Raw genomic sequence first — 20,270 nt, forward strand, 5'->3', positions numbered from 1 at the left:
ACGTTAGACTTCCGGCTGCTAACATCAATACCAAAAACAGTTTTCAATAAATCCATAAGAATAAACCTCCGCTTTACTTGGAGATGAGCTGCCTCCATCTAATCCAATCAGATCTAATTTTCTCAACAGGACTTTAACAGCCAACATACTTAGACGAGATTCACAATTGAATGGTGAAGCTGCCAGTTTTGTTTACGACATCATGTGTCCAAAGCAGTCACGGCATTGGCTTCATCTCCACTTTACATAGTAAAAGAAAAAGTGTTGAACGACTACTCCGTCGAGTAATCATCCAACACTAGATTAGTATGTTTCGTTTGCGGTTTAGTTGTTTCCCCCGCGGTTAGTAAATTTTTCCGTCAAGGCAAAAGCAAAAATAACTACGATAGCAAGCAAGAGCAAGTTAACAAGAATCGTCCATGTTTGCTGACTATCGTAAACCCGCATAGTCAGTGACGAGGACAAGCCCAGGCAAGCTAACTCATTAATTATCAGCTGCAAGAACCAGCTAGCCTTCTGCCAAACTTGTTTTATCTTATCTTGCTTGAACTCAAAAAAGTAAGTCAAAAGAGCGGCCACCACGATCAGCACTAGCAAAAGCAGGTAGACCAGGGAGAGCGGCCAGGAAACACTTTTGGCCACCCGGTCCATGAAGCCGAAAAAGCCATTGGCTGGTCCGGACAAGCGCCATTTAGGAGAATTGTCTACAATCAAGCGCAAAGGCCAGGTAGCAAAGTAAACATTAGCAATCAGCTGTAAAACAAAAACAATTTTCTTTTTCATTCTTTCTGCCTGATAAAAATCACATTTTTCTCTTTGAAGTAATTATATACGCAAAAGTTTGTTAAAGACTACACTTTTTTCACAAATGAATCAAAAAAGGCTTCCGCGGCGCGGAAGCCTTTTGCTTATCTTCTTTTCTTACTTGTCCAGGCCTTCAAAGGTGTAGACGAAGGCGTCACGTTGACTCTTTTGGTCATGTGCCAGGTAGCGGACTTCAAGCAGGAACTTCTTACCCCTGAAGTCGAAGATCCGGCTGACCGGACCCGGCTTTCCCTTGCTCTCCTCCATCAGTTCCAAGATAGCTTTCTTAAACGGATATTCCAGGTTGGCATCTTCTTCCCAGCTGGCTACTGGATAACCAAAGGTCTTGAGCACCTGCCGGTAGCTCTCATTCATGAAGCTGAAGCGAACAAATGCATCTGTCCCCTTCTCCAGAATGCAGATCGGCAGCTTAATGCCCACAGTCTGCTGGCTGCCCCGGTCGATCATCGGGTCAAAGAGAACGTTAACCTGGCTGACTGTGTCATAGTAGCTGTTGCTGTCCGGGTCTTCCAACTTGGCCTTGGCCAGTTTGGCCAAAAATTCTTCTTCCGGAATCGGCTTGGAGAATAAGTAGCCCTGCTGGCGCTCGCAGCCAATTTCCCGCAAGAAATCCGACTGCTCCTGGGTCTCCACCCCTTCACAAAGAGTGTGCATCCCCAGCTTTTTAGCCATATCAACCACGATCGCCAGCAGAGTCTTGACCTTGGCCCGACTGTCGAAGTCCCGCAAGAAGACCATGTCAATCTTCAAGAGGTCGAAGTCGTACTCATCCAGGTTGTTGAAGTTGGAATAGCCGCTGCCGAAGTCATCCATCCAAACCTCATAGCCGCTGGCATGGAAGTTAGCGATAGCCTGCCGCAATTCCTGTGGCTTGCTGGTCACCGTTGACTCCAGGATTTCAATCTTCAGCAGGCTGGCCGGCAGCTTAAAGTAATGGCGGATTTTTTCAATCTCGGCAAAAATGTCGCAGACCTGGAAGTCCACCCGGGAAAGGTTGACCGAGATCGGCACCAAAGGCTGCTGCTCCGCTCTTCTTCTGGCCAGCATAGCACAGACTTGGCGGATGATGGCCAGATCCAGCTTGTGAACCAGGTGGGCCTCTTCCAGCACTTCAATGAAAAAGCCCGGTCCCAGGACCCCGTATTTCGGGTCAACCCAGCGGGCCAGGGCTTCCGCCCCACAGATCCGCCCGGTCAGGCTGCGGCTTTCCAATTGGAAGTATGGCCGGATCCAGCCTTCATCCAGGGCCTTCTGGAAGTTTTCCAGGACATAGCCCCGTCTTTCAAAGTCCTGCTTGACCTCCTGGTTGTAGACCTGGTAGACCACAGCCCGGTTGTTGTTGAGGTAGCGCAGGGCCCGCTTGGCCTTGTCGACCGCCGTCATCACGCCCTCACTGATATTTTTATAGCGGTAGACTCCGGCCCGGATGCTGGCATCTGTTTCCTTGCTGATTTCCTCAGCCGCCCCTTCCAGGCTCTTTACCAGGTCGGGTGTATCTGTCGCCAAGAGGAAGTTGTCTTCCGCGAAGCGGACCAGAACTCCGTCGTCAAAAAATTTCTGCAGGAGCTGGGCAATCTGCGAAAGGAGCTGGTCGCCTTTTTCAAAGCCATAGCGGTTGTTGTAGGCCTGCATGTTGCTGACGTTGATCAAAACGACGGCGGGTATGTTAGCTTTTTCCAGGCAGGACTTGAGGTAGGACTTGGCAAAACTGCGGAAGTAGTTGGTGTTGGGCAGGCCAGTCACCTTGTCGACGAAGAAGTTGTTTTCCCGGACTTCCCCATCCAGGTCCCGCTTCTGATGGTAAATCTTCTCTTCAGCGATCCGCAGTTGGGCTGTCATATCCCCGTCTGCCATGTCCAGACAAACGGCAGAAGTTACCAGATGGGGCACGACCGGCAGGCCCTGGATGCTGGCCAGGTGCTTGACTTCTTCCTGCAAGTCATTAAAAAACCGCTTGCCCGCGGCAGAATCTTCCAATTTGACCACGGCTAAAAATTCATCCCCGCCATAATGGCAGCTGAAGCCGTGCATCTTCTCAGCCAGCTGCTCAACCGCTTGACTGACCACAAAAAGGACCTTGTCCCCTTCTGAGCGTCCGTAGATGTCGTTGATCGATCTGAGGCCGTTCATATCAACTAAGAGGAGGTAGTAGTCGCTGCTGGCTCCCCGCCGCTGGATACTCTTGAGATAGGACTTTAACTTTTCCCTTCCCTTGATATTGCTCAAGCTGCCCAGGGACACGGTGTCAACCAGGGTTCTGAACTGGTAGACGGCCAGGAACAAGAGGCAGGCCGTCGCCACGTAGGCATAGAAAGGAAAGGTGCCAACGTAGATATCCAGGCCCCCGAAGATGACCAGCAGCATCGGCCAGCTGGCCGTAGTCAGGTAAAACTGCCGGATATTTTTAGAGGGGCTCTGCCGAATCCCGTTGATGGCCAGGCCAATGGCGGACAAAGAATATAGAAGGGGAACCAGCAAAAGCAGGATGTTGTAGAGCAGGGTTGGCTGGAGCTGGGCCGTCAAGAGCCAGCCGGGATTGATCAAGAGCACGAGCAGTTCAAAGACCCCATTAAGCAAGGCTACTGAACAGACCAGGAGCCGCTTGGACCAGCTGTCGGCCAGGCTGAATTCCCCGCATTGGTCAATGTAGAAAAAGACCGCCAGACTGACGAAGTCCAGCATCCACAGCTTATATGTTCCGGTAAAAAGCAGACCCGCCTGGCTGGCCGGCAGGACCCCGCCTAGTTGCAGCTTGTCCAGGGCGTCACCCAAAAAGTAGAGGGTTTCGCTGACCAGCGATGCCGCCAGCCATTTTTCCCTTTTCCCGTAATTTGTAATTGGCTTTAAGGCACCAGTCAAGATCAGCATGATTGCCATGCAGAAGAATTCTCCCAGCGCGTAAAGCATAGCCGTATTTGTCATTTTCCCGCGATCCTCTGTCCTAATCCAAGAATTGGCTTACCCTAAATTTCGTATTTTGCCTATTTTACTTTAGATTATAGCCCATACTTGCCCGGAAAAAAGCTTTTTTGAACTGATAGCTTATCAATTTATATCAAAATCACTATAGATATATAAAAGTAATTTTAGCTATATTTTCCGAACAATTATTATTCTGCTTGTATAAAAGCACTTGTAGAGGCTTTTACTTCAAAAAGCCAGGCAACATTATAACAAATATAAAATCAAAAGCCGAGCGATTATAAATAAAATAGTACACTTTTAATTATAGCCAGGCAAAAGAAGACAGCGCCAGCCGGCTGGCTGACGCTGCTTAAACTGTTTGATATCGATGAGAAATTTTTAGCCTAAAACGCGGACAGCGAAGCTTGGCGTGTATGAGGACACGCTGCCAGTCATCACGTTTTGGCCTGGGGCTGGCGCCATGACGTATTGGCCGCCGCCCAGGGCAATGGCTACGTGGTAGGCTGAACCGTATGAACCCCAGAAGTAGAGGTCACCAGCTTGGGCGCTGGCCACGCTGATCTTGGTGCCGGCGTATTGCTGGGTGTAAGTAGTCCGGCCCAGGTTGATGCCGAAGTGGCTGTACACGTATTGTACAAAGCCGGAGCAGTCAAAGCCGCTTGGCGTGGTCCCGCCCCAAACGTAAGGCACGCCCAGGAAGTTCAAAGCGTATGAAGTAATCGCGCTGGCACTGGCTGAGGCAGTTGAAGTTGAAGTTGAACCAGTTGGTGCCTGGCTGACTGCTTGACTGCTGCTTGCTGCAGTATTGGTGCTTGAAGCAGTGTTGGTGCTTGAAGCAGTGTTGGTGCTTGAAGCAGTGTTGGTGCTTGAAGCAGTGTTGGCAGTTGATGCAGTGTTGGTGCTTGAAGCAGTGTTGCTGCTTGAAGCAGTATTGGTGCTTGAAGCAGTGTTGGTGCTTGAAGCAGTGTTGGTGCTTGAAGCAGTGTTGGCAGTTGATGCAGTGTTAGTAGTGGTACTCTTCGCCTTAGTAGTCTTCTTCTTGGCCTTTGACGCTTGGCTGGAAGCAGTCATGCTGGTTGATGAAGCAGTGTTGGTGCTTGCGGCAGTTGAGCTTGAGCCGGTAGTTACGCCGTTTACCCCGTAAGTAGTCATGCCAGCCCGCAGGTTTAAGCTTTGGCCGATCAAGATAGTGCTGCTTGACAGGTTGTTAGCCTTCATCAAAGCACTTACTGAAACGCCGTACTTCTTAGCCAGGCTCCACAAAGTGTCGCCCTTTACGACCGTGTGGGTCGTTGAAGTAGTGTCAACAGTACTTGCACTAGTAGTCTTAGTTGCCTTAGCAGCCTTGACTGCCTTGGTTGACTTAGCTGGGATCTGCAGCTTCTGGCCCACGTAGATCAAGTGGCCGGAAACGCCGTTAGCCTTCTTCAAGTCGCTTACTGAAACACCATACTTCTTGGACAAGTCCCACAGGGTGTCGTTCTTAACAACAGTGTAGCTGTCAGCCAAGGCGCTGGCCCCAGTAGTTAAAAGGGCGCCAGATGCACTCAGCGCTGCCAAAGTAGTCATCAACAGGTTCTTTTTCTTCATGAAACGTCTTTTCTCCTTTAACACGTGGTTTGTTTGATAACGATCTATAGTATAACTTTCAATTGTTACAGGAATGTATCGGTCTGATTACAAAACAAAAAAAGCGCTGCAAGTTGTCCTGTAGCGCTTTTGTAAACTTTGTAAACCTGTACATTCTAGAGAGTTTTTCTGCAAAAAGCTTCCTGGCCTAACTTTTAATACCCTCTCCATAAGATTTAAGTTATCAAAATCAGATGATCTCCTTGTCCTGCTGGGTCAAATAGAGCTTCCAGCCCAGCTTGAAGTGGTCCTCGCGCAAGCGGCGGGCCGCGTCATAGTCGCTTTCTAAACTGTCAATGGCATCCCGCAGGCGCTTGTTTTCCTTGCGGATGGCGGCCAGTTCCGGGTCATTCACCACGCCCTTTAGATGCACCTTGGCCGCCAGCAGATTCCGCCGGTCCTGGAATTCTTTTTCCAGAGGGCCCAGGGCGTTCTCATACTTGACCAGCTTCTTGTTTAAAGGCTGCAGCTCTTCATTCAGCTTGACGAAAAGGTCATAGGGCATGTTGGACTTGATCCGGTTGCACTCGCTGCAAGACAAAATCAGATTGTCCAGGCTGTTATCGTGCGAGACAGAGACCGGGTCCTTATGGTCCACGCTCCGCCCCCGCCGGCCGCAGTACTGGCAGCGGTACTTGTACTTGGCCCTAATCCGCTCCCGGTCGATATAATCAACCTCATTTAACTGGAAGTCAACGCTGAGGCCCAGGGCCTGGAGTTTTTCCGCGAAAGGGAGTTTCCCTGGCAAGAAGAAGCCGGGATCATCCTCAGCCTTGATCACAGCCTGGTTAAAGTCCTCTCTGGGCAGCTGCTGCTTGGCCAGAACATTGCCGTCATAGTCCTGCATGAGAGCCTCGTAGGACCGGCGGATTTTTAAATCCGGCAGTAAAAAGTCCCCGTTTGCTTCTCCGTCCTTGCCTACAAAGGCATAAAGGAGGTTGGCCGCGAATAGCTTGACCACGGGATTGGGGTAAGCTGCCGGATCCAGCCCCCGCTGCCGGCAGATGTCACACAAGCTGGCCAGGCGGTCATTGACCAGGCCGGGCAGCTTGAAATGCAGGGATTCCAGTCTTAAACCGCAGCTGCTGCACTGAAACTTCATTTTTGCCTCCTTATTTCTTTTCTCTTTGTTTCTTCTTTCTCAACTTGCCTCTTAGCTTTTCCCTATCATAAGGCAAAAAGCGGGCGAAAAAAAGACCCTGACCAAAAGCCAGAGTCTTTATTGTCTGTTTAAAAACAAATTACTTGTTTTCGTCCTTAGCTGCTTGGTTCAGGAAGCTGATCACAGCAGCGGCGTGGGCAACGCGTTCCTTAGCGTTGGAAGCGTTACGTGGACGACGGTGTGGGTTGATACCCGTGTGGATATTTCTTGACATGTCTCTTCATCCTTTCATCGATTTTCGAAAATCAGTAGTAATTATACCCCTCTTTCCCCATGTTAGGCAAGCCTTTTCGGCATTTCTTTGCCCCTGGGGGGCTTTTTCGGCAAAAGCAAGCGGAAATATCTTCAAGCTGCAAGGTTAAATAGATTTAACAAAAATGTCCAAGGCGGATTTTTACCTGATCGCTGCTTCTTGTTTCTGTTTTCGACACCGCTTACATTATTTCAGAAACCAAAAGCACGCTTTTGATTTTTTTGTGGCCGTGTAAAAAGTCGACACGTTTTAATCGCTTAAAAAAGGTAGCAAAGTCCATTTTTTGCCTTCTGGCATAAACCCTTTATTTTCGCTATATAAACCGCTTTCTAAAATATTTTCTATTTTTTCCACAAGCTAAAAAAGCCGGATTTTTTACCTGTCGCGTTTTGCCAACATCCTTTCAATAACATCTGTTCGTTAATTTTGTACTATTGAGATTTAGGGAAAAATGGTTGACAATGGAACTACACGAAAGTAAAGTTCATTTTCGCTTTTCGTTAACTTTACGTAAATCTTGTAAACACCATTCTAGCTGAGTAGAGGATTTTATATGGAAGCCGCCAAAAGCAAAAGTTCAAATAATTTTTTGATCACCTTAAAGAAAATTTTTAGCGACCGAATTTTGCAGATCACCATCGTGATCACCATCATCAGTCTTTTCTTTGCCCGGCCGCGTAGCGCCGACATGAACTGGCACACGATCGAATCTGTCACGACCATGCTGGTCTTGATCCAGGTCTACAGCTACCTGCACGTTCTGGACATCATTGCCTATAAACTGACGGCGATCGCTGACTCCACCCGGAAGCTGATCCTCCTCTTTACTCTCTTGTCCGTCTTCTCGGGCATGTTCCTGGGTAACGACATCACCTGTTTGACCATGATTCCCCTGTACTTGAACATCGCCAAGAAGTACAAGCTGCCAGAAATCCTGCCAGCCACTTTGATCGGGATGGGGGCCAACATCGGGGCGGCCTTCACGCCATGGGGCAACCCCCACAACATCTTCGTGGTCTCCAACTACCACTTAGCGCCTGCTATCTTCTTTAAGTGGACCCTGCCTTACCTGATCGCGGCCATGGTCGTCTTTCTCTGCATCTTCTTCTTTATCCCGAAGAAGAACATCCCGACCCAGGAAGTCGTTGAAATCGACGTCAGCTGGCCAACGACGATGATCACCACGGTCATCTTCTGCTTCTTCTTCGTCGGCGTCTTCAAGTTCGTTCCAATCTGGATGCCAATGCTGGCCTCCATCATCTGGGCCTTGATCGTCAACTGGAAGATCTTGCTCCACATTGACTACTCCCTTTTACTGACCTTCACCCTTTTCTTCATCTTCATCAGTGACATCCAGCAGATTCCTTTTGTCGTGGCCCTAATCCACGGCCTGGTCGGCACTGAAATGAGCACTTACTGGACATCCATCCTGTCCAGCCAGGTCATGAGCAACGTGCCATCAACCATCCTGGTCGGCAAGTTCTCCAAGTACGCTGAAGCCTTGACCTTGGGTTCCAACATCGGTGGCTTCGGGTCACCAATCGGGTCCATGGCCAACATGCTGGTTATGCGGACCTTCTACGCCCACGCTTCCAAGGATGCCAAGAAGAAGTTCTTCCCGAAGTGGCTGGGCTACCAGATCGCCGGCTTGATCATCCTGTCCCTTATCGGCTGGATCATCGTCAAGTTGAACCTGTAGCAAGACATTAAATCTCTCGAGCGTCTCCTTATTGGAGGCGTTTTTTGCTTAAAAACTAGTGCTCAGTTGCCTTTTAATATATAATTTACTAAAACGACCGGAAGTATCTGGTCAAAGTTGATTTCGCCCCTCAGGGGCCTAGAAGGGGAGGCAAAAAATGGCAGTCTGGATTATTGCTATTTTAGTCGTATTAATCGTTATTTTTTACATTTCAGCCTACAACGGCCTGCAAAAGGCCAAGGTTAACACTGAAGAAGCCTGGAGTCAGATCAGCGTTCAGCTCAAGCGGCGCAACGACTTGATCCCGAACCTGGTGGAAACCGTCAAGGGCTACGCCAAGCACGAAAAGGAAACTTTGAGCAAGGTGGTTGAACTCAGAAACCAGCTGACTCAATTGCCAGCTGACGACCACGAAGGGGCCATGCAGCTGTCCAACCAAATCACTGACAGCTTGAAGACCATCTTCGCCCTGTCTGAAAACTACCCGGACCTAAAGGCCAACACCAACTTCGCCAACCTGCAGGAAGAACTGACCAACACGGAAAACAAGATTGCCTACTCACGGCAGCTCTTCAACTCCAGCGCGGCTGTCTACAACAAGATGCTCCTGGTCTTCCCATCCAACATCGTAGCCAACATCCACCACTTCACTAAGGTTGACTACCTGGACATCCCTGAAGAAGAAACCAAGGTACCAAAGGTATCCTTTTAAAGGCTAAGGGATCGCCATGCTATACCAACAAATTACCCAAAATAAGCGGAAGACGGCCGGAGTCCTGGTCGTCTTTGTCTTGATCTTTGCCCTGGTAGGCGCGGGCCTGGGCCAGCTGATGTGGGACAAGCCCCTGCCGGGCATATTGACCGCTGGCGTCATTGCCTTGATTTACTCTTTCCTGGTCTTCCAGGATCCGGTCAATGTCGTCATGAGCATGAACCATGCCCAGCATTTAAATAAAGAGGACAATCCCCAGCTTTTTCATATCGTGGAAGACATGGCTTTAGTGGCCAATATTCCCATGCCCGAGGTCTACTTGATTCCGGACAAGAGCCCCAACGCTTTTGCGACCGGCCTGTCGCCGGACAAGTCAGCCATCGCTGTCACCCAGGGGCTGCTGGACATGATGAACAGAGAAGAGTTGGAAGGGGTCCTGGGCCACGAGATTTCCCATATCCGCAACTATGACATCCGCCTGTCCATGGTGGCCCTGGTTTTAGTCAGTGCCATCAGCTTTATCGCCGACTTTGCCCAAAATTGGGTCTGGTTTGGCTTTGGCATTGACCGGGACGATGACGACGACCGGGAAGGCGGGACGATCGGGATGATCATCGGCGTGATCGGGGTTATTTTTGTTTTGATCCTGGGCCCTTTGGCGGCCAGCCTGGCTCAGATGGCCCTGTCCAGAAACCGGGAATACCTGGCCGACGCCAGTTCCGTTGAGCTGACTCGGAACCCGCACGGCTTGATCAGCGCCTTGACTAAGATTGAAAACAGCCAGCCAATGCAGGCCGCCAGCAGCGCCAGCGCCTCCTTGTACATTGAGGACCCGATTAAGCGGCACAGCCTGAGTCACCTCTTTGACACCCACCCGGCAACCACTGACCGGATCAAGCGCTTGGAAAAGATGTAATTATGCAAAAAGCTTCCAGATTTTTCTGGAAGCTTTTTTGCTCTGCCTAAATTTAAGTTATATTTATCTCCCGTCTTCTATTTGCTATAATGCACGTATTAAATTACTGTTTTTTCAAAAAAGTGTATTAGAGGAAAGAAAAATGTACGGACAATATTTTAAAAGACTGCGGAATTATAAGAAGATGACGCTAGGTGAAGCAGCAAAAGATATTACTTCAAGCCCTGCCTTGTCACGCTGGGAAAATGATGTCGATGATATTCGGCTCAAAAAGTTTTTAGCCTTATTAGACCGGGTGGGGGTCACCCCCCGGGAGTTTTTTGCGTATACGGAAGTCCAAGGAAATCTAGACAGCTCCTACTATGATGAGCTGCAATTGCTCATCCAGCAAAAAGACGGGCAAAGGCTTCATCAGATCTTTTTACGTCAAATCAGTAGCTTTCATCAAACAAAAGATCCAGATATTTTAGGAAAGGCAGTCGCCGCTGCCAACAGCTATTTCACCTTGACTAAAATAAACTGTTTAACAGACACTGACCTAGAGAGTTTTAAAGATTTACTGCTTGATAGCGAGTACTTAGATTTCAAAAGCCTGCGTTTTCTTGAAAATTCTGTTTATTTGATTGACTCTGACCTGCTCATTTCGTACAGCAGTAAAATCATCCACCAACTCAACCACTTAGAACAGGTAGACTACGAACTATATTTAAACGCTTGGACAGCCCTAACCAATATTATTTTCAGCCTAATTCGTCAAAAACAAGCTTCTGCCGCAGACAGGATTCTAGACCGGCTGCTGCCAATCGATCTGCCGCAACAAATGGCTGCTTTTAAAATTAGAATCGTTTTTTTCAAAAAATTGCTGGCTTACCGGGAAAGCGGCGATGACCGGGAAATCAATGCTTTTTTAAAGTCTCTAACTGAAATTGGGCTAAGCAATTTGGTAAGTGAACTTTTGAATTATTGGGATAGCGTTTACTGATAGCCGTTGCTACACAGCCTAGGCGTTACAATCTGACCTTCAAAAATCAGATTAAAGCGTTCAAAATGAGGTATTAACGACTGAACGAGTACAAAGTCCGGATCTTCTTTCACCACTCGATAATAAATTTTCCTGCCTTCTTGTCTAAGCCTTTCTCTCTCATAGCTGATCATTTGATCAACTTCTTTTGCATATATATCATATTGACGATATCTCATGCTAGCCAATTTTTTTGTAAAAGTTAGAGACAGCATCTTCTTCACAGGAGAGATTTCAGACCATATCAAGTTCAAACGCTTCCGCAATTGTTGACTTTCACTTTCCTCTTTTACGGATACTAATTGATATGCCTCCGTGAGCGACCTCATTATAGCGTATCGCTCATCTACTGAGCTCCCTGAACCGTAAATTGGGAGAATATCGCTACCTTGAGATAGAACAGCGGTAAAATAGGTCGGTATTTGATAGCTATTAATTACTTTTACCAGTATTACTTCTGCATCTGCCGTATCTTTTAATCCTAGATAGATTTTGTACAAATCCTTAGGCAAAGATTTAGGAATCATCTTAAATGCAGTTACCGAGTTTTCCTTAATACCTAATCCGTATTTGATGATGAACCTTGAAATACTGTCTCTTTCAATCAATTCGTTAATGGAATGAAGCAAAGCTTCATTTACAGTTGATCCACTTGCATAGCCACTATCAGAAGCATACTGGTAGGCATGAGTGTTTATCGAAACACTATCGTCTATGAAATTAACGTCGCTTAAAAAGGATGGATAATAGACTTCTTTTGAACTTTCGATATCGACAAACGAATCTACTGTCAGCTTTGTATTTTTTGAAAGTTGATTTAAAGCTGGATCATCCAAAAAATCGAGATCTTGTTCCATAATCTGCGACACAAGCACTCGTCGCTTAGCCAAATGTGTCTGCGAGTTATAAAACAAATGCTCTATACTCTCGAATTCAGCTCCTAATACGGGCATATGACCCATCCCTTTGCCCATTCCAACGGAAACTTGTTGCTTTTTTGAGTCGCTTAAAATACACTGAACAGTTTGCAAGGCTAGATTAGCAGAAACCCACATTCTATAGTCAGCAGTTAAATGCAGTCGATTAATTAACTCAAGCCAATTAGTATGTGCATCAGCATCTGGCACTTCTCTCTCAATTTGCAAATCTTTCCCTCCATAAAATAAAAGATCACGCAATATTGGCTTTTCTAAAAGGTGCCATTAGCCGTGATCTTTTCTACTCTACTTAACTACTTCTGTTTTAACATTGTTTAATTGGTCAGATAACTCTTTCGGACTGCTCATTAAAGCGTTGAAGAAGTTCAATTCTTCATCATTTAAGCCTTCTACAAGAAATGGTCCGCCTTTTGTTAATTCAGTTCTAGTACGTCCCATATCACAACACCTCCTTTCTAGATAATCATTTCTCAATTAGCCGATGAATAATGCCTCAGCCCCCATTGCCAAAACTTGACCGAGAGCCAGTAAAGGATAGTCAGAAAAACCAGAAGATATATGAGCAGACTTTTTCCCCGTCCTAGCAGCCAGTCCACCGGCAAGTTGCTGACTAGCAAAAGTGGAATAATCCATGTAAAAAGCTGTTGAATAACTCGCGGAAAAATCTGTTTTGGCCGTCCGGCCAAGCTGACCAGATCTTCTACAATCCCTCCCAAAGCCGTCAGTCCTTCAAACCAAAAAAGCAAAGTTAAGCACAATTGGTTCAAAATAAAAATCAAGGCTGCAGGTAAGACGATCATGCAATTGATCAGCATGATCTGGCCAAAACTTGCCCCTTCGCGAATAAGGTAATAAGCCAGTAGTCCAAGCGAAAGCAGTAAGTTGAAAAAACTTGGAATATCCAAACTTCTGCCAACAGCCAGCCAATAACTTGAGCTTGGCCGAACCAGCAGATAGTCGAGATTGCCTTCCAAAATATCTTCACCTAGTCCTTCATGGCCTAAAATAAAAAACAAATTGTAAAGATAAGTCGCGCTGTTCATGAAACTAATCATGATAAAATAACGGTTTGCCGTCCAACCAGCCAGATTCTCCCTCTGACTAAAGTAAATCTGCCCCGTAAACAGCTCAATCAGCAGAAAGACAGCTGCCAAAACAAAAGTAATAATGCTAGTACCGCGGTAGATCATAAACTCAGCTAAGCTTTGCCGCCAAATAGCCTTGATCGTTCTCATGCTCCTGCCCCCTCAAAAGTTTTAATACCTTTTTGGAATAAAGCCTTTTCCAGCAGCACACTAAAGAGCAGCCAACAACAAGCGGCAAGGCAATTTGCAAAAAAATCACGCTGGTCTGCTGATCCTGTCAACAAGCGCGCTGGAAAATCCGTTACCAGAGAAAAAGGATTGTACTTCAAATATTGGTAAGCCGGACCCAGGAGTTTCAAAGGAAAATATAAGCCGCCTAGCAGCAAGTAAACCGCATTGATCCCACTTCTAAGCGGCCACATATTGATCAGCCAAAAGCTGAGCATGGCTAAAAGCATCATTAAACTGAAAAACATCAGACTGCTCAAAGCCAGGTAGATCAAGAGCAAAAGCATTAAGCCAGCGCTTTTTACTAAAAAAAGGACCAAGAGCAGGTATAGCAACAAAAGCGGAGTCTGCAGGCCTAAATTGTAATTGAACAGGTACCAATACAAAGATAACGGCCTCGTTAAATAGAGGGATAGATTCCCAGTTTTTACCAGATCCGCAAACTGAAAAACTGGCCCAGTCGTAAAAATCAGACTAATCAGATTGGTTGCCAACAAGTAGCGAGCCATTTGCTGAAAGTTGCTGGACTCTGCCAAAATAAACTTCCATATTAAAACGGTAACCAGCAGACTTACCAGTTGCAAGGCCAGCTTCATAACCGTATTGGCCCGGTAGATCAAACTGTTTTTTAAGCCAAGATAATAAACTGGCAGATATTTTCTCATTTTTTCTCTCTTTGATATATTTTCAAGATAACTTCTTCAATTGATATCCCATTTTTGCTCAAATAAATGATCTGTTCCGGCTGAAATGCTTCCATCCTTACAAAGAGTTGCTGAGGATCATGAATAATTTCTTCGCGGACATCTGCCTGGTCATTGACCCAATACTTCAAGCAATAGCTATCAGCTTGATCGATTTCTAGCGGCAGCTTATTCAAACTATCATCAAAAATCAGCTCCCCCTTACTTAAAATTAGCAAGCGCTGGGCTAAGGCCTCAATGTCACGGACATTGTGCGAAGTTAAAATAATCGTCGTCTGATGTCGACGGTTTTCAGTTTTTAAAAAATCATAAATCTTCTCTTGCGTCAGCAGGTCCAGGCCAATAGTTGGCTCATCCAGAAACAGATAGCTTGGTTCATGAATCAAGGAGCAGGCAAGTTCACAGCGAATCCTCTGGCCCAAAGATAATTTGCGGATCGGCTTTTTTACGATCTCGCAAATATCCAGCAAATCACACAATTCTTGCAGCCGGCTTTGGTAGCGGTCTGGCTTTAATTGATAAATGGCCGCCAGCATATTCAAAGTGTCAACAGCAGGCAAGTTCCAGGACAGCTGCGACTTTTGCCCAAACATGACCCCAATCTGCCGCAATAGTTCCTTTTGGCGACTTCCCGGAACTATCCCAGCCACTGTCACTTGACCGCTGCTCGGCTGGATAATCCCAGTCAGTAGCTTGGTTAGGGTCGTCTTTCCTGCTCCATTTGGGCCAATCAAGCCAATAATTTCACCATCTTTTATAGTTAAATTCAGATCTTTCAAGGCAGGCACCAGCTGGTATTTCCGGTGGAAGATATCTTGCAGAGCTCCCTTTAAGCCCGGTTCCTTGCTGAAGGTCCGGTAATCAAACGAAAGCTGGTCAATTTCAATCACTCTTCTCCTCCTCATATGTTGTTAATAATTGCTTAATATTCTAGTGCTAAAACTGCTCCTCCATCCTCATTTTTCATATTTGAAAATTTTCATCTTCTCATGCAAAAAGCTTCCAGATTTTTCTGGAAGCTTTTTTCTCTGCCTAAATTTAAGTTATATACGCGTGGCACTAGTTAAAGAAGTTGAATCCATACCTCTGTAGGATGTAGCTGATATTGTAAGTTAATACAATTATGGTTCAGTATAAATTCCTGAGTTAGCCGGCTGCATCGGCATCAAAGTGAGAAATGAAAATATGAAAAAGATTACCAAATCTGCAATTTTTGTGATTTTTTGAACTATATCTGGCAAAATTTTTTAAGATTACGAGTTAGGAGGAAAGAAATGAATAATCTTAAGAAATCAAATATTTTCAAATTGTTAGTAGTTGCAGCCATTGCATTATCCTTTAACATGTTATATTACATAAATAAGGAGAACCTTAGTAGACTAGTTGTAAACGCGGAAGAAGGAGCTATTACCAAGGAATTCGATAGATCGTATGAAAAAGTTAATGATATTGATTCTAACAATTTATCTGCTGATGAAGTAGAAGAACTGAAAACATATGTTAAACTAGCACCTAAGGTTATTATTGCGGATGCTAACGAGGATTTGCCAGATGGAGAAATTCCAGGTGGCGATACTTTAGACTTATCTGAGGAAGTTGATGCAAGCGTAGCCAGTACAATTGGCAAGAAATTAATTAAGAAATTTGGCCAAAAATTTGTAACCAAGAAATTGCCACGAATAATCTATGGCAAATTGCCAAAAGCTGTCATCAAAAAAATCACATTAAAGAAGTTCGAAAAAGTTTGGAATGATCTTTTCTTAGGTAGTGTAGCAGGAAAAGTCAGCGAACAGGCATATAATTATATGGTGAAGAACCATGTGCCGAAGTGGGCGGCAAAATCAGCAGCTGCTGTGTTATATGGTATAATTTGGCATTATCTAAATTAAGATGGGAGAAAATATGGATAAGCTAAAAAAGAAAATGCCGAAAAATAAGTATGCAAGAGCTGCTATCTCATTGACAATCTTTTTTGCCTGCATTCTGCCAATCCAATACTTATTTGAGAAATTGTCATTTAGTACATTTTGGTCAAACTTTCTCGGCTTAACTATTGGTGTGTACCTCTTTCGGAAAATCATCGTTGCTTTGGGAATTCAACGACACAATTTTTAAAATGTCACTTTATTTAGTGGCATTTTTGTCTTTTTAGCTTAGTCTACAAATTGATCCCCTGCTGGCGGAAGAGCTCTTTGCGTTTAGCCGCCGGCGACATCCCGTAATACTTGCCGAATTTTTCATAGAAGAAGGACTTGCCCCGGTAGCCGACCAGGCCGATGATCTGCTTGATCGACAGGTCTGGCCGGGCCAAAAGGCGGACTGCCGCCTCCATCTTCTGCTCGTCAACCAGCTCAATAAAGCTCTGCCCAGTCTTCTTTTTGACCAGGTCGGAAAAGTAGTTGGGACTGAGCTGGTAGTAAGCCGCGGCGCCCTTCAAGCTGGTCGAGACGTAGTTTTCGCTAATATAGCGGCGGATCTCCCGCTCACTCAAGCTGCCCGTCTCATTCAGCGTCCTTTGGGCAAGCGCTAAGGCAGTCAGCAGCTGACTTTTGAGCAAGACTGAAGCTAAGGAATCGCTAGTTTGGTACTCATTCAAGGCTGCCAGGAATGCCTCCCCGGCCGGTCCATCAACCGCCACCCGGCCGTGGGTCCCCACCTCTTCAGCTTCTCCCAGCATGAGCTCCTTTTTCAAGTCCTGCATGGAAAAAGCTTCGGGCAAGACCAGCTGGACCAAGAGCCCCTCTTTTAGACTGGCCTTGCAGTCCTGGCCAGCTGCCAGGAAAAACCAGTCGCCGGGCTTGACCTGCCACTTTTGCTGGCCAGCCCGGAAGCGCCCCGTCCCCGCAAGCAGCAATAACGCCGTCAAAGAGTCAGTCTTCCAGCCTTCAGCCTTGTCGCCTAGTAAAACAAACTGACAATCAGCAGTCTGCCCCTTCCCTTTAGTCAGCGGTAGGGCGGCATCCCCAGCTTCCTGCAATTTTTTCCGCAACTTGGCAATTTCAGTCATCGGCTTGCCCCTTTCCTAAAAAACTTACCGTAACTTGGCCAATTTTTTCTCCCGCCAGCGGGCCCAGATGGCCAAAAGCAGAGACAGGAAGACCAGTATAAAGGCGGCCCAGAAAATCGCGTGAATAGCCCCGTAGAGGATATTCTCCATCTGGCCCAGGTTCTGCTTAGGCAGGCTGGCCCGGGTCTTGGCGTCTGACAGGTGGTTGAGCATGGACAAAGTAATTTTGCCTCCGTTGGCCTTGACCCCTTGGGCCAGATGCTCATTCAAAATGACCCCAAAGACGCTGGAAGAAATGGCCATGGCCAGCATCCGGATCAGGTAGGAAAAGGAAGTAGCGACTGGCACGTCCTTGCTTTCCGCGTCTTCTTGCACCTTAACCTGGAGCTGGTTGAACATGACCCCGTTGCCCCAGCCCTGCAGCATCCCGGCCAGCAAAATCCCCCAGTAAGGGAAATAGCGCGGGGCCACGGCCATGGCCAGGTAGCCCGCCGCCAAAATCCAGCAGGTGGCCAGCATGACCTGGTAGGCCGACCAGCGCCGGCGCATTTTTTCAACTGACAAGGAACCCAGCATGTCGGTAAAGGCCCCGGGAATCTGGGTCATCCCTCCGACCAGAGCAGTCGTGGCCATCAAGCCTTCTGCCCACATCGGCGCATAGACGCTGTAGGCCGACATGGCCGCCCAGATCAAGACGAACAAGATGAAGTCAACGACCAAGGGGATATTTTTAAACAAACGGCCCGGGATAATCGGGTCTTCCGCCCGGCGCTCAATAATGACCAAAAGACCAATAAGAATCAAGGCGGCCGCGAAGATCAAAAGTGCCGTGGCCAGTCCGGCTGCCTCCAGCAGCTGGGTCCCCAGCAAAAGGGCCACCACCCCAAAGGACAGGCAGATAGCCCCGCCTAAGTCGACTTTGTGGACCGACCGGGCTTTTTCCTCTTCCTGGAAAAAGATCTGGATCAAGACGATGGAAATCAAGGCAAAGGGGATATTAATATAAAAGACCCAGCGCCAAGACAAGACGTCAACAATCCAGCCCCCAAAGAGTGGCCCTAAGATGGTGGCCGTGGTGAAGAAGGCAGACACCATCCCCAGCACCTTTAGGCGCTTGTAGGCGTTTGGATAAAGGTCAGAGTAGATGATATAAGGAAGCGACACCATCCCCCCGTTGCCGATCCCGGCCAACAGGCGGAAGGTCAAGAGAAAAGACATCTGCTGGGCGCAGCCCTGGAGCAGTGCCCCCAGCAAAAAGCAGGCGGCTGACAACTGATAGGCCAGTTTATTTCCCCGCCGCTCACCCAGCTTGCTCCAAAGAGGCGTTGACACAGCCGTCCCCAATAAGAAGATGGCTACCAGCCAGCCGGTATATTCAATCCCGTGCAAATCGGCAATGATCCGCGGCAAGGCGGTGTTGATAATCGTGTTGTCCAAACCGGACATGACATTCGACAGCATCAAGGCCACGGTGATTACGCGTCTTCGTTGATCTGACATTTTTTCACTCCCACTAAAAACTAAAAGTCCTTGATTTTAGGATACAGCTAAAAAATTGTTAGTAAAAGCTTCTTCCAAGATTATTTTAAGAAAAATGCTATGAACCGGTTTTTTCAATCGGTTTGGCCAAAGTTTAAATTAGACAGATTTTAACAGATCCAATATAATGAAATAAGAATCAATTAGACGAATCAAAGGGGTGCCGGAAGGCTGAGATGATACCCATGGAACCTGGCCAGGTAATGCTGGCAAGGGAAAATGCTGTCGCTTATGGTCACCCCGCTTTTGAGGTGACTTTTTATTTTGCAAGCAGAACTGACAATTGACCACTTAACTTTTTCCTACGGGGACCGGGAGGTCATCCGGGACCTGTCCTTGACCCTGCCGGCAGGAACCTTTTCCCTCTTGATCGGGCCGACTGGCTGCGGGAAATCCACCCTCTTGAAGATCATGGCCGGCCTCTACCCGAAATACGGGGGCCAGCTGACCAGCGGGCAGATCGATTTGGGCGGGCGGAGTCAAGCCATGATGTTCCAGGAAGGCGGCGAACAGTTTACCATGGCCACGCCAAGAGAAGAGATTATTTTTGCCATGGAAAACCTGGGCAAGGATAAGGAAGAATTTGCACACCAGCTGCAAAAGGCCAGTGAATTCGCGGAAATCAATTCCCTTTTGGATCAGAAGATCGTAACCATGTCCGGCGGGGAAAAGCAGCGGGTAGCCTTAGCTGTCCTAGTCGCCATGGACGTGGACCTCTTCTTATTAGATGAGCCCTTTGCCAGCGTGGACCCGGCGGCCCGCCGCTTCTTGATCAGCCGCTTGGCCAAGCTGAAAGAGCAAGGCAAGACCATCATCATCACCGACCACCTTTTTGACGACTACCAGGGCAAGGTGGACGGGGTCTACCGCTTCAAAGGCGAGCAGGTGGACTTATTGACTAAGGATGAACAGGCGCTTCTCCTGGATACTGAGCCAATCGACCTGCACTTCCCCCTGCCGGAGAACGAACCGGCGGCTTTTGTCATGAAAAATTTTGCCATCAAGCAAGGGCGCCCTTTGATTGAACAAAAGGAATTATCCATCCCCAAGGGCAAGGTGACCTTGATCACGGGGCCAAACGGCAGCGGGAAGAGTTCCCTGTTTAAGGCCATGACCAAATTGCTGGACTACCAGGGATCACTTACCTGGGAGAGCAAGGAAGTGGCCAAGCTCAAGGAACGGGCTTACTTCCAGCATGTGGCGCAGATTTTTCAAAATGCAAGTGACCAGTTCATGGCGATTACTGTCAAAGAGGAGCTGGCTTTGAGCAAAAAGCACGCTTCGCCCTACTTCACTCCGGAAGTCTTGGACCAGGCCCTGGCTGACCTGGATTTAGCCGACCACATGGACCAGGTGGTCTATTCTTTATCAGGCGGGCAGAAGAAGAAGCTGCAGATCCTCTTGATGCTCTTGTCAGGCCAGGAAGTGCTCTTGATCGATGAGCCTTTGAGCGGCCTGGACCAGAAGTCAATTGAGCAAGTCGTGAGCCTTCTCAAAAAGTGCCAGGAAAAGAGCGGGCAGACCATCCTGCTGATCAGCCACCAGTTCTACGGAATCAATACTTGGTGCGACTACCATCTACGCCTGGCCGGCAGAGAGCTGGCTTTTGTCCAGGATTAGGAGGAAA

At 47.4% G+C, this 20,270-nt stretch carries 18 protein-coding genes and 1 riboswitch; of the genes, 6 read left to right on the forward strand and 12 right to left on the reverse strand.

The window, feature by feature from the left end:
* Positions 1-324: 324 nt before the first annotated feature.
* From Q0J41_RS05260 to Q0J41_RS05280, 5 genes are all read right to left on the reverse strand, one after another.
* Positions 325-783, reverse strand: a complete 459-nt coding sequence (locus tag Q0J41_RS05260; RefSeq protein WP_296227068.1) for a hypothetical protein — start codon at positions 781-783, stop codon at positions 325-327.
* Positions 784-921: 138 nt separating this feature from the next.
* A complete protein-coding gene (locus tag Q0J41_RS05265) occupies positions 922-3,747 on the reverse strand; it encodes a GGDEF domain-containing phosphodiesterase (protein ID WP_296227070.1) in 2,826 nt (941 codons plus the stop codon).
* A gap of 381 nt (positions 3,748-4,128) precedes the next feature.
* Positions 4,129-5,340 carry a LysM peptidoglycan-binding domain-containing protein gene (locus Q0J41_RS05270; protein ID WP_296227072.1) on the reverse strand — a complete coding sequence of 404 codons (1,212 nt, stop codon included), beginning with the start codon at positions 5,338-5,340 and terminating at the stop codon, positions 4,129-4,131.
* Between the two features lie 229 nt (positions 5,341-5,569).
* Complete coding sequence (locus tag Q0J41_RS05275) at positions 5,570-6,481, reverse strand: HNH endonuclease (protein WP_296227075.1); 912 nt, start codon at positions 6,479-6,481, stop codon at positions 5,570-5,572.
* Positions 6,482-6,620: 139 nt separating this feature from the next.
* Positions 6,621-6,755, reverse strand: a complete 135-nt coding sequence (locus Q0J41_RS05280) for a hypothetical protein (RefSeq protein WP_013438957.1) — start codon at positions 6,753-6,755, stop codon at positions 6,621-6,623.
* Between the two features lie 592 nt (positions 6,756-7,347).
* Here Q0J41_RS05280 and Q0J41_RS05285 point away from each other — a divergent pair.
* The 4 genes from Q0J41_RS05285 (at position 7,348) to Q0J41_RS05300 (ending at position 11,103) form a co-directional block, all read left to right on the forward strand.
* A complete protein-coding gene (locus Q0J41_RS05285; protein ID WP_296227077.1) occupies positions 7,348-8,493 on the forward strand; it encodes an SLC13 family permease in 1,146 nt (381 codons plus the stop codon).
* A gap of 157 nt (positions 8,494-8,650) precedes the next feature.
* Entirely contained in the window at positions 8,651-9,205 is a 555-nt protein-coding gene (locus Q0J41_RS05290) for a LemA family protein (protein ID WP_296227078.1), read from the forward strand.
* A 16-nt stretch (positions 9,206-9,221) separates the two neighbouring features.
* Entirely contained in the window at positions 9,222-10,121 is a 900-nt protein-coding gene (gene htpX / locus Q0J41_RS05295) for a zinc metalloprotease HtpX (RefSeq protein WP_296227079.1), read from the forward strand.
* A gap of 142 nt (positions 10,122-10,263) precedes the next feature.
* Entirely contained in the window at positions 10,264-11,103 is an 840-nt protein-coding gene (locus Q0J41_RS05300) for an Rgg/GadR/MutR family transcriptional regulator (RefSeq protein ID WP_296227081.1), read from the forward strand.
* Here Q0J41_RS05300 and Q0J41_RS05305 read toward each other — a convergent pair.
* From Q0J41_RS05305 to Q0J41_RS05325, 5 genes are all read right to left on the reverse strand, one after another.
* On the reverse strand, positions 11,097-12,287 hold the full coding sequence (locus tag Q0J41_RS05305; RefSeq protein ID WP_296227084.1) for a YcaO-like family protein: 1,191 nt from the start codon (positions 12,285-12,287) through the stop codon (positions 11,097-11,099). The two genes, Q0J41_RS05300 and Q0J41_RS05305, sit on opposite strands and share 7 nt — an antisense overlap.
* Before the next feature lie 78 nt (positions 12,288-12,365).
* Positions 12,366-12,518: a hypothetical protein gene (locus tag Q0J41_RS05310; RefSeq protein ID WP_296227086.1), complete on the reverse strand. Its 153-nt coding sequence runs from the start codon at positions 12,516-12,518 to the stop codon at positions 12,366-12,368.
* A gap of 32 nt (positions 12,519-12,550) precedes the next feature.
* Positions 12,551-13,315: an ABC-2 family transporter protein gene (locus Q0J41_RS05315; RefSeq protein WP_296227088.1), complete on the reverse strand. Its 765-nt coding sequence runs from the start codon at positions 13,313-13,315 to the stop codon at positions 12,551-12,553.
* Positions 13,312-14,058 (reverse strand): ABC-2 family transporter protein, encoded by a 747-nt coding sequence (locus Q0J41_RS05320; protein ID WP_296227090.1) that lies wholly within the window; start codon positions 14,056-14,058, stop codon positions 13,312-13,314. Before Q0J41_RS05320 ends, Q0J41_RS05315 begins: the two co-directional genes overlap by 4 nt.
* A complete protein-coding gene (locus Q0J41_RS05325; protein ID WP_296227092.1) occupies positions 14,055-14,987 on the reverse strand; it encodes an ABC transporter ATP-binding protein in 933 nt (310 codons plus the stop codon). The genes Q0J41_RS05320 and Q0J41_RS05325 overlap by 4 nt, the downstream gene beginning before the upstream one ends.
* Before the next feature lie 384 nt (positions 14,988-15,371).
* Between Q0J41_RS05325 and Q0J41_RS05330 the strand changes: the two genes are divergently transcribed.
* Positions 15,372-15,986, forward strand: a complete 615-nt coding sequence (locus tag Q0J41_RS05330; RefSeq protein WP_296227094.1) for a hypothetical protein — start codon at positions 15,372-15,374, stop codon at positions 15,984-15,986.
* 269 nt (positions 15,987-16,255) lie between these two features.
* On the opposite strand, the gene Q0J41_RS05335 is transcribed toward Q0J41_RS05330, so the two are convergent.
* Positions 16,256-17,104: an AraC family transcriptional regulator gene (locus Q0J41_RS05335; protein ID WP_296227096.1), complete on the reverse strand. Its 849-nt coding sequence runs from the start codon at positions 17,102-17,104 to the stop codon at positions 16,256-16,258.
* A gap of 24 nt (positions 17,105-17,128) precedes the next feature.
* The gene (locus Q0J41_RS05340; RefSeq protein WP_296227098.1) at positions 17,129-18,604 is read right to left on the reverse strand and encodes an MFS transporter; all 1,476 of its coding nucleotides are present in this window, start codon (positions 18,602-18,604) and stop codon (positions 17,129-17,131) included.
* Between the two features lie 186 nt (positions 18,605-18,790).
* A riboswitch (TPP riboswitch) is annotated at positions 18,791-18,878 on the forward strand.
* A 29-nt stretch (positions 18,879-18,907) separates the two neighbouring features.
* Here Q0J41_RS05340 and Q0J41_RS05345 point away from each other — a divergent pair.
* Positions 18,908-20,263 (forward strand): ABC transporter ATP-binding protein, encoded by a 1,356-nt coding sequence (locus Q0J41_RS05345; protein WP_296227100.1) that lies wholly within the window; start codon positions 18,908-18,910, stop codon positions 20,261-20,263.
* Positions 20,264-20,270: the final 7 nt, after the last annotated feature.

Source organism: uncultured Lactobacillus sp. (assembly GCF_944327175.1).
GTDB lineage: Bacteria > Bacillota > Bacilli > Lactobacillales > Lactobacillaceae > Lactobacillus.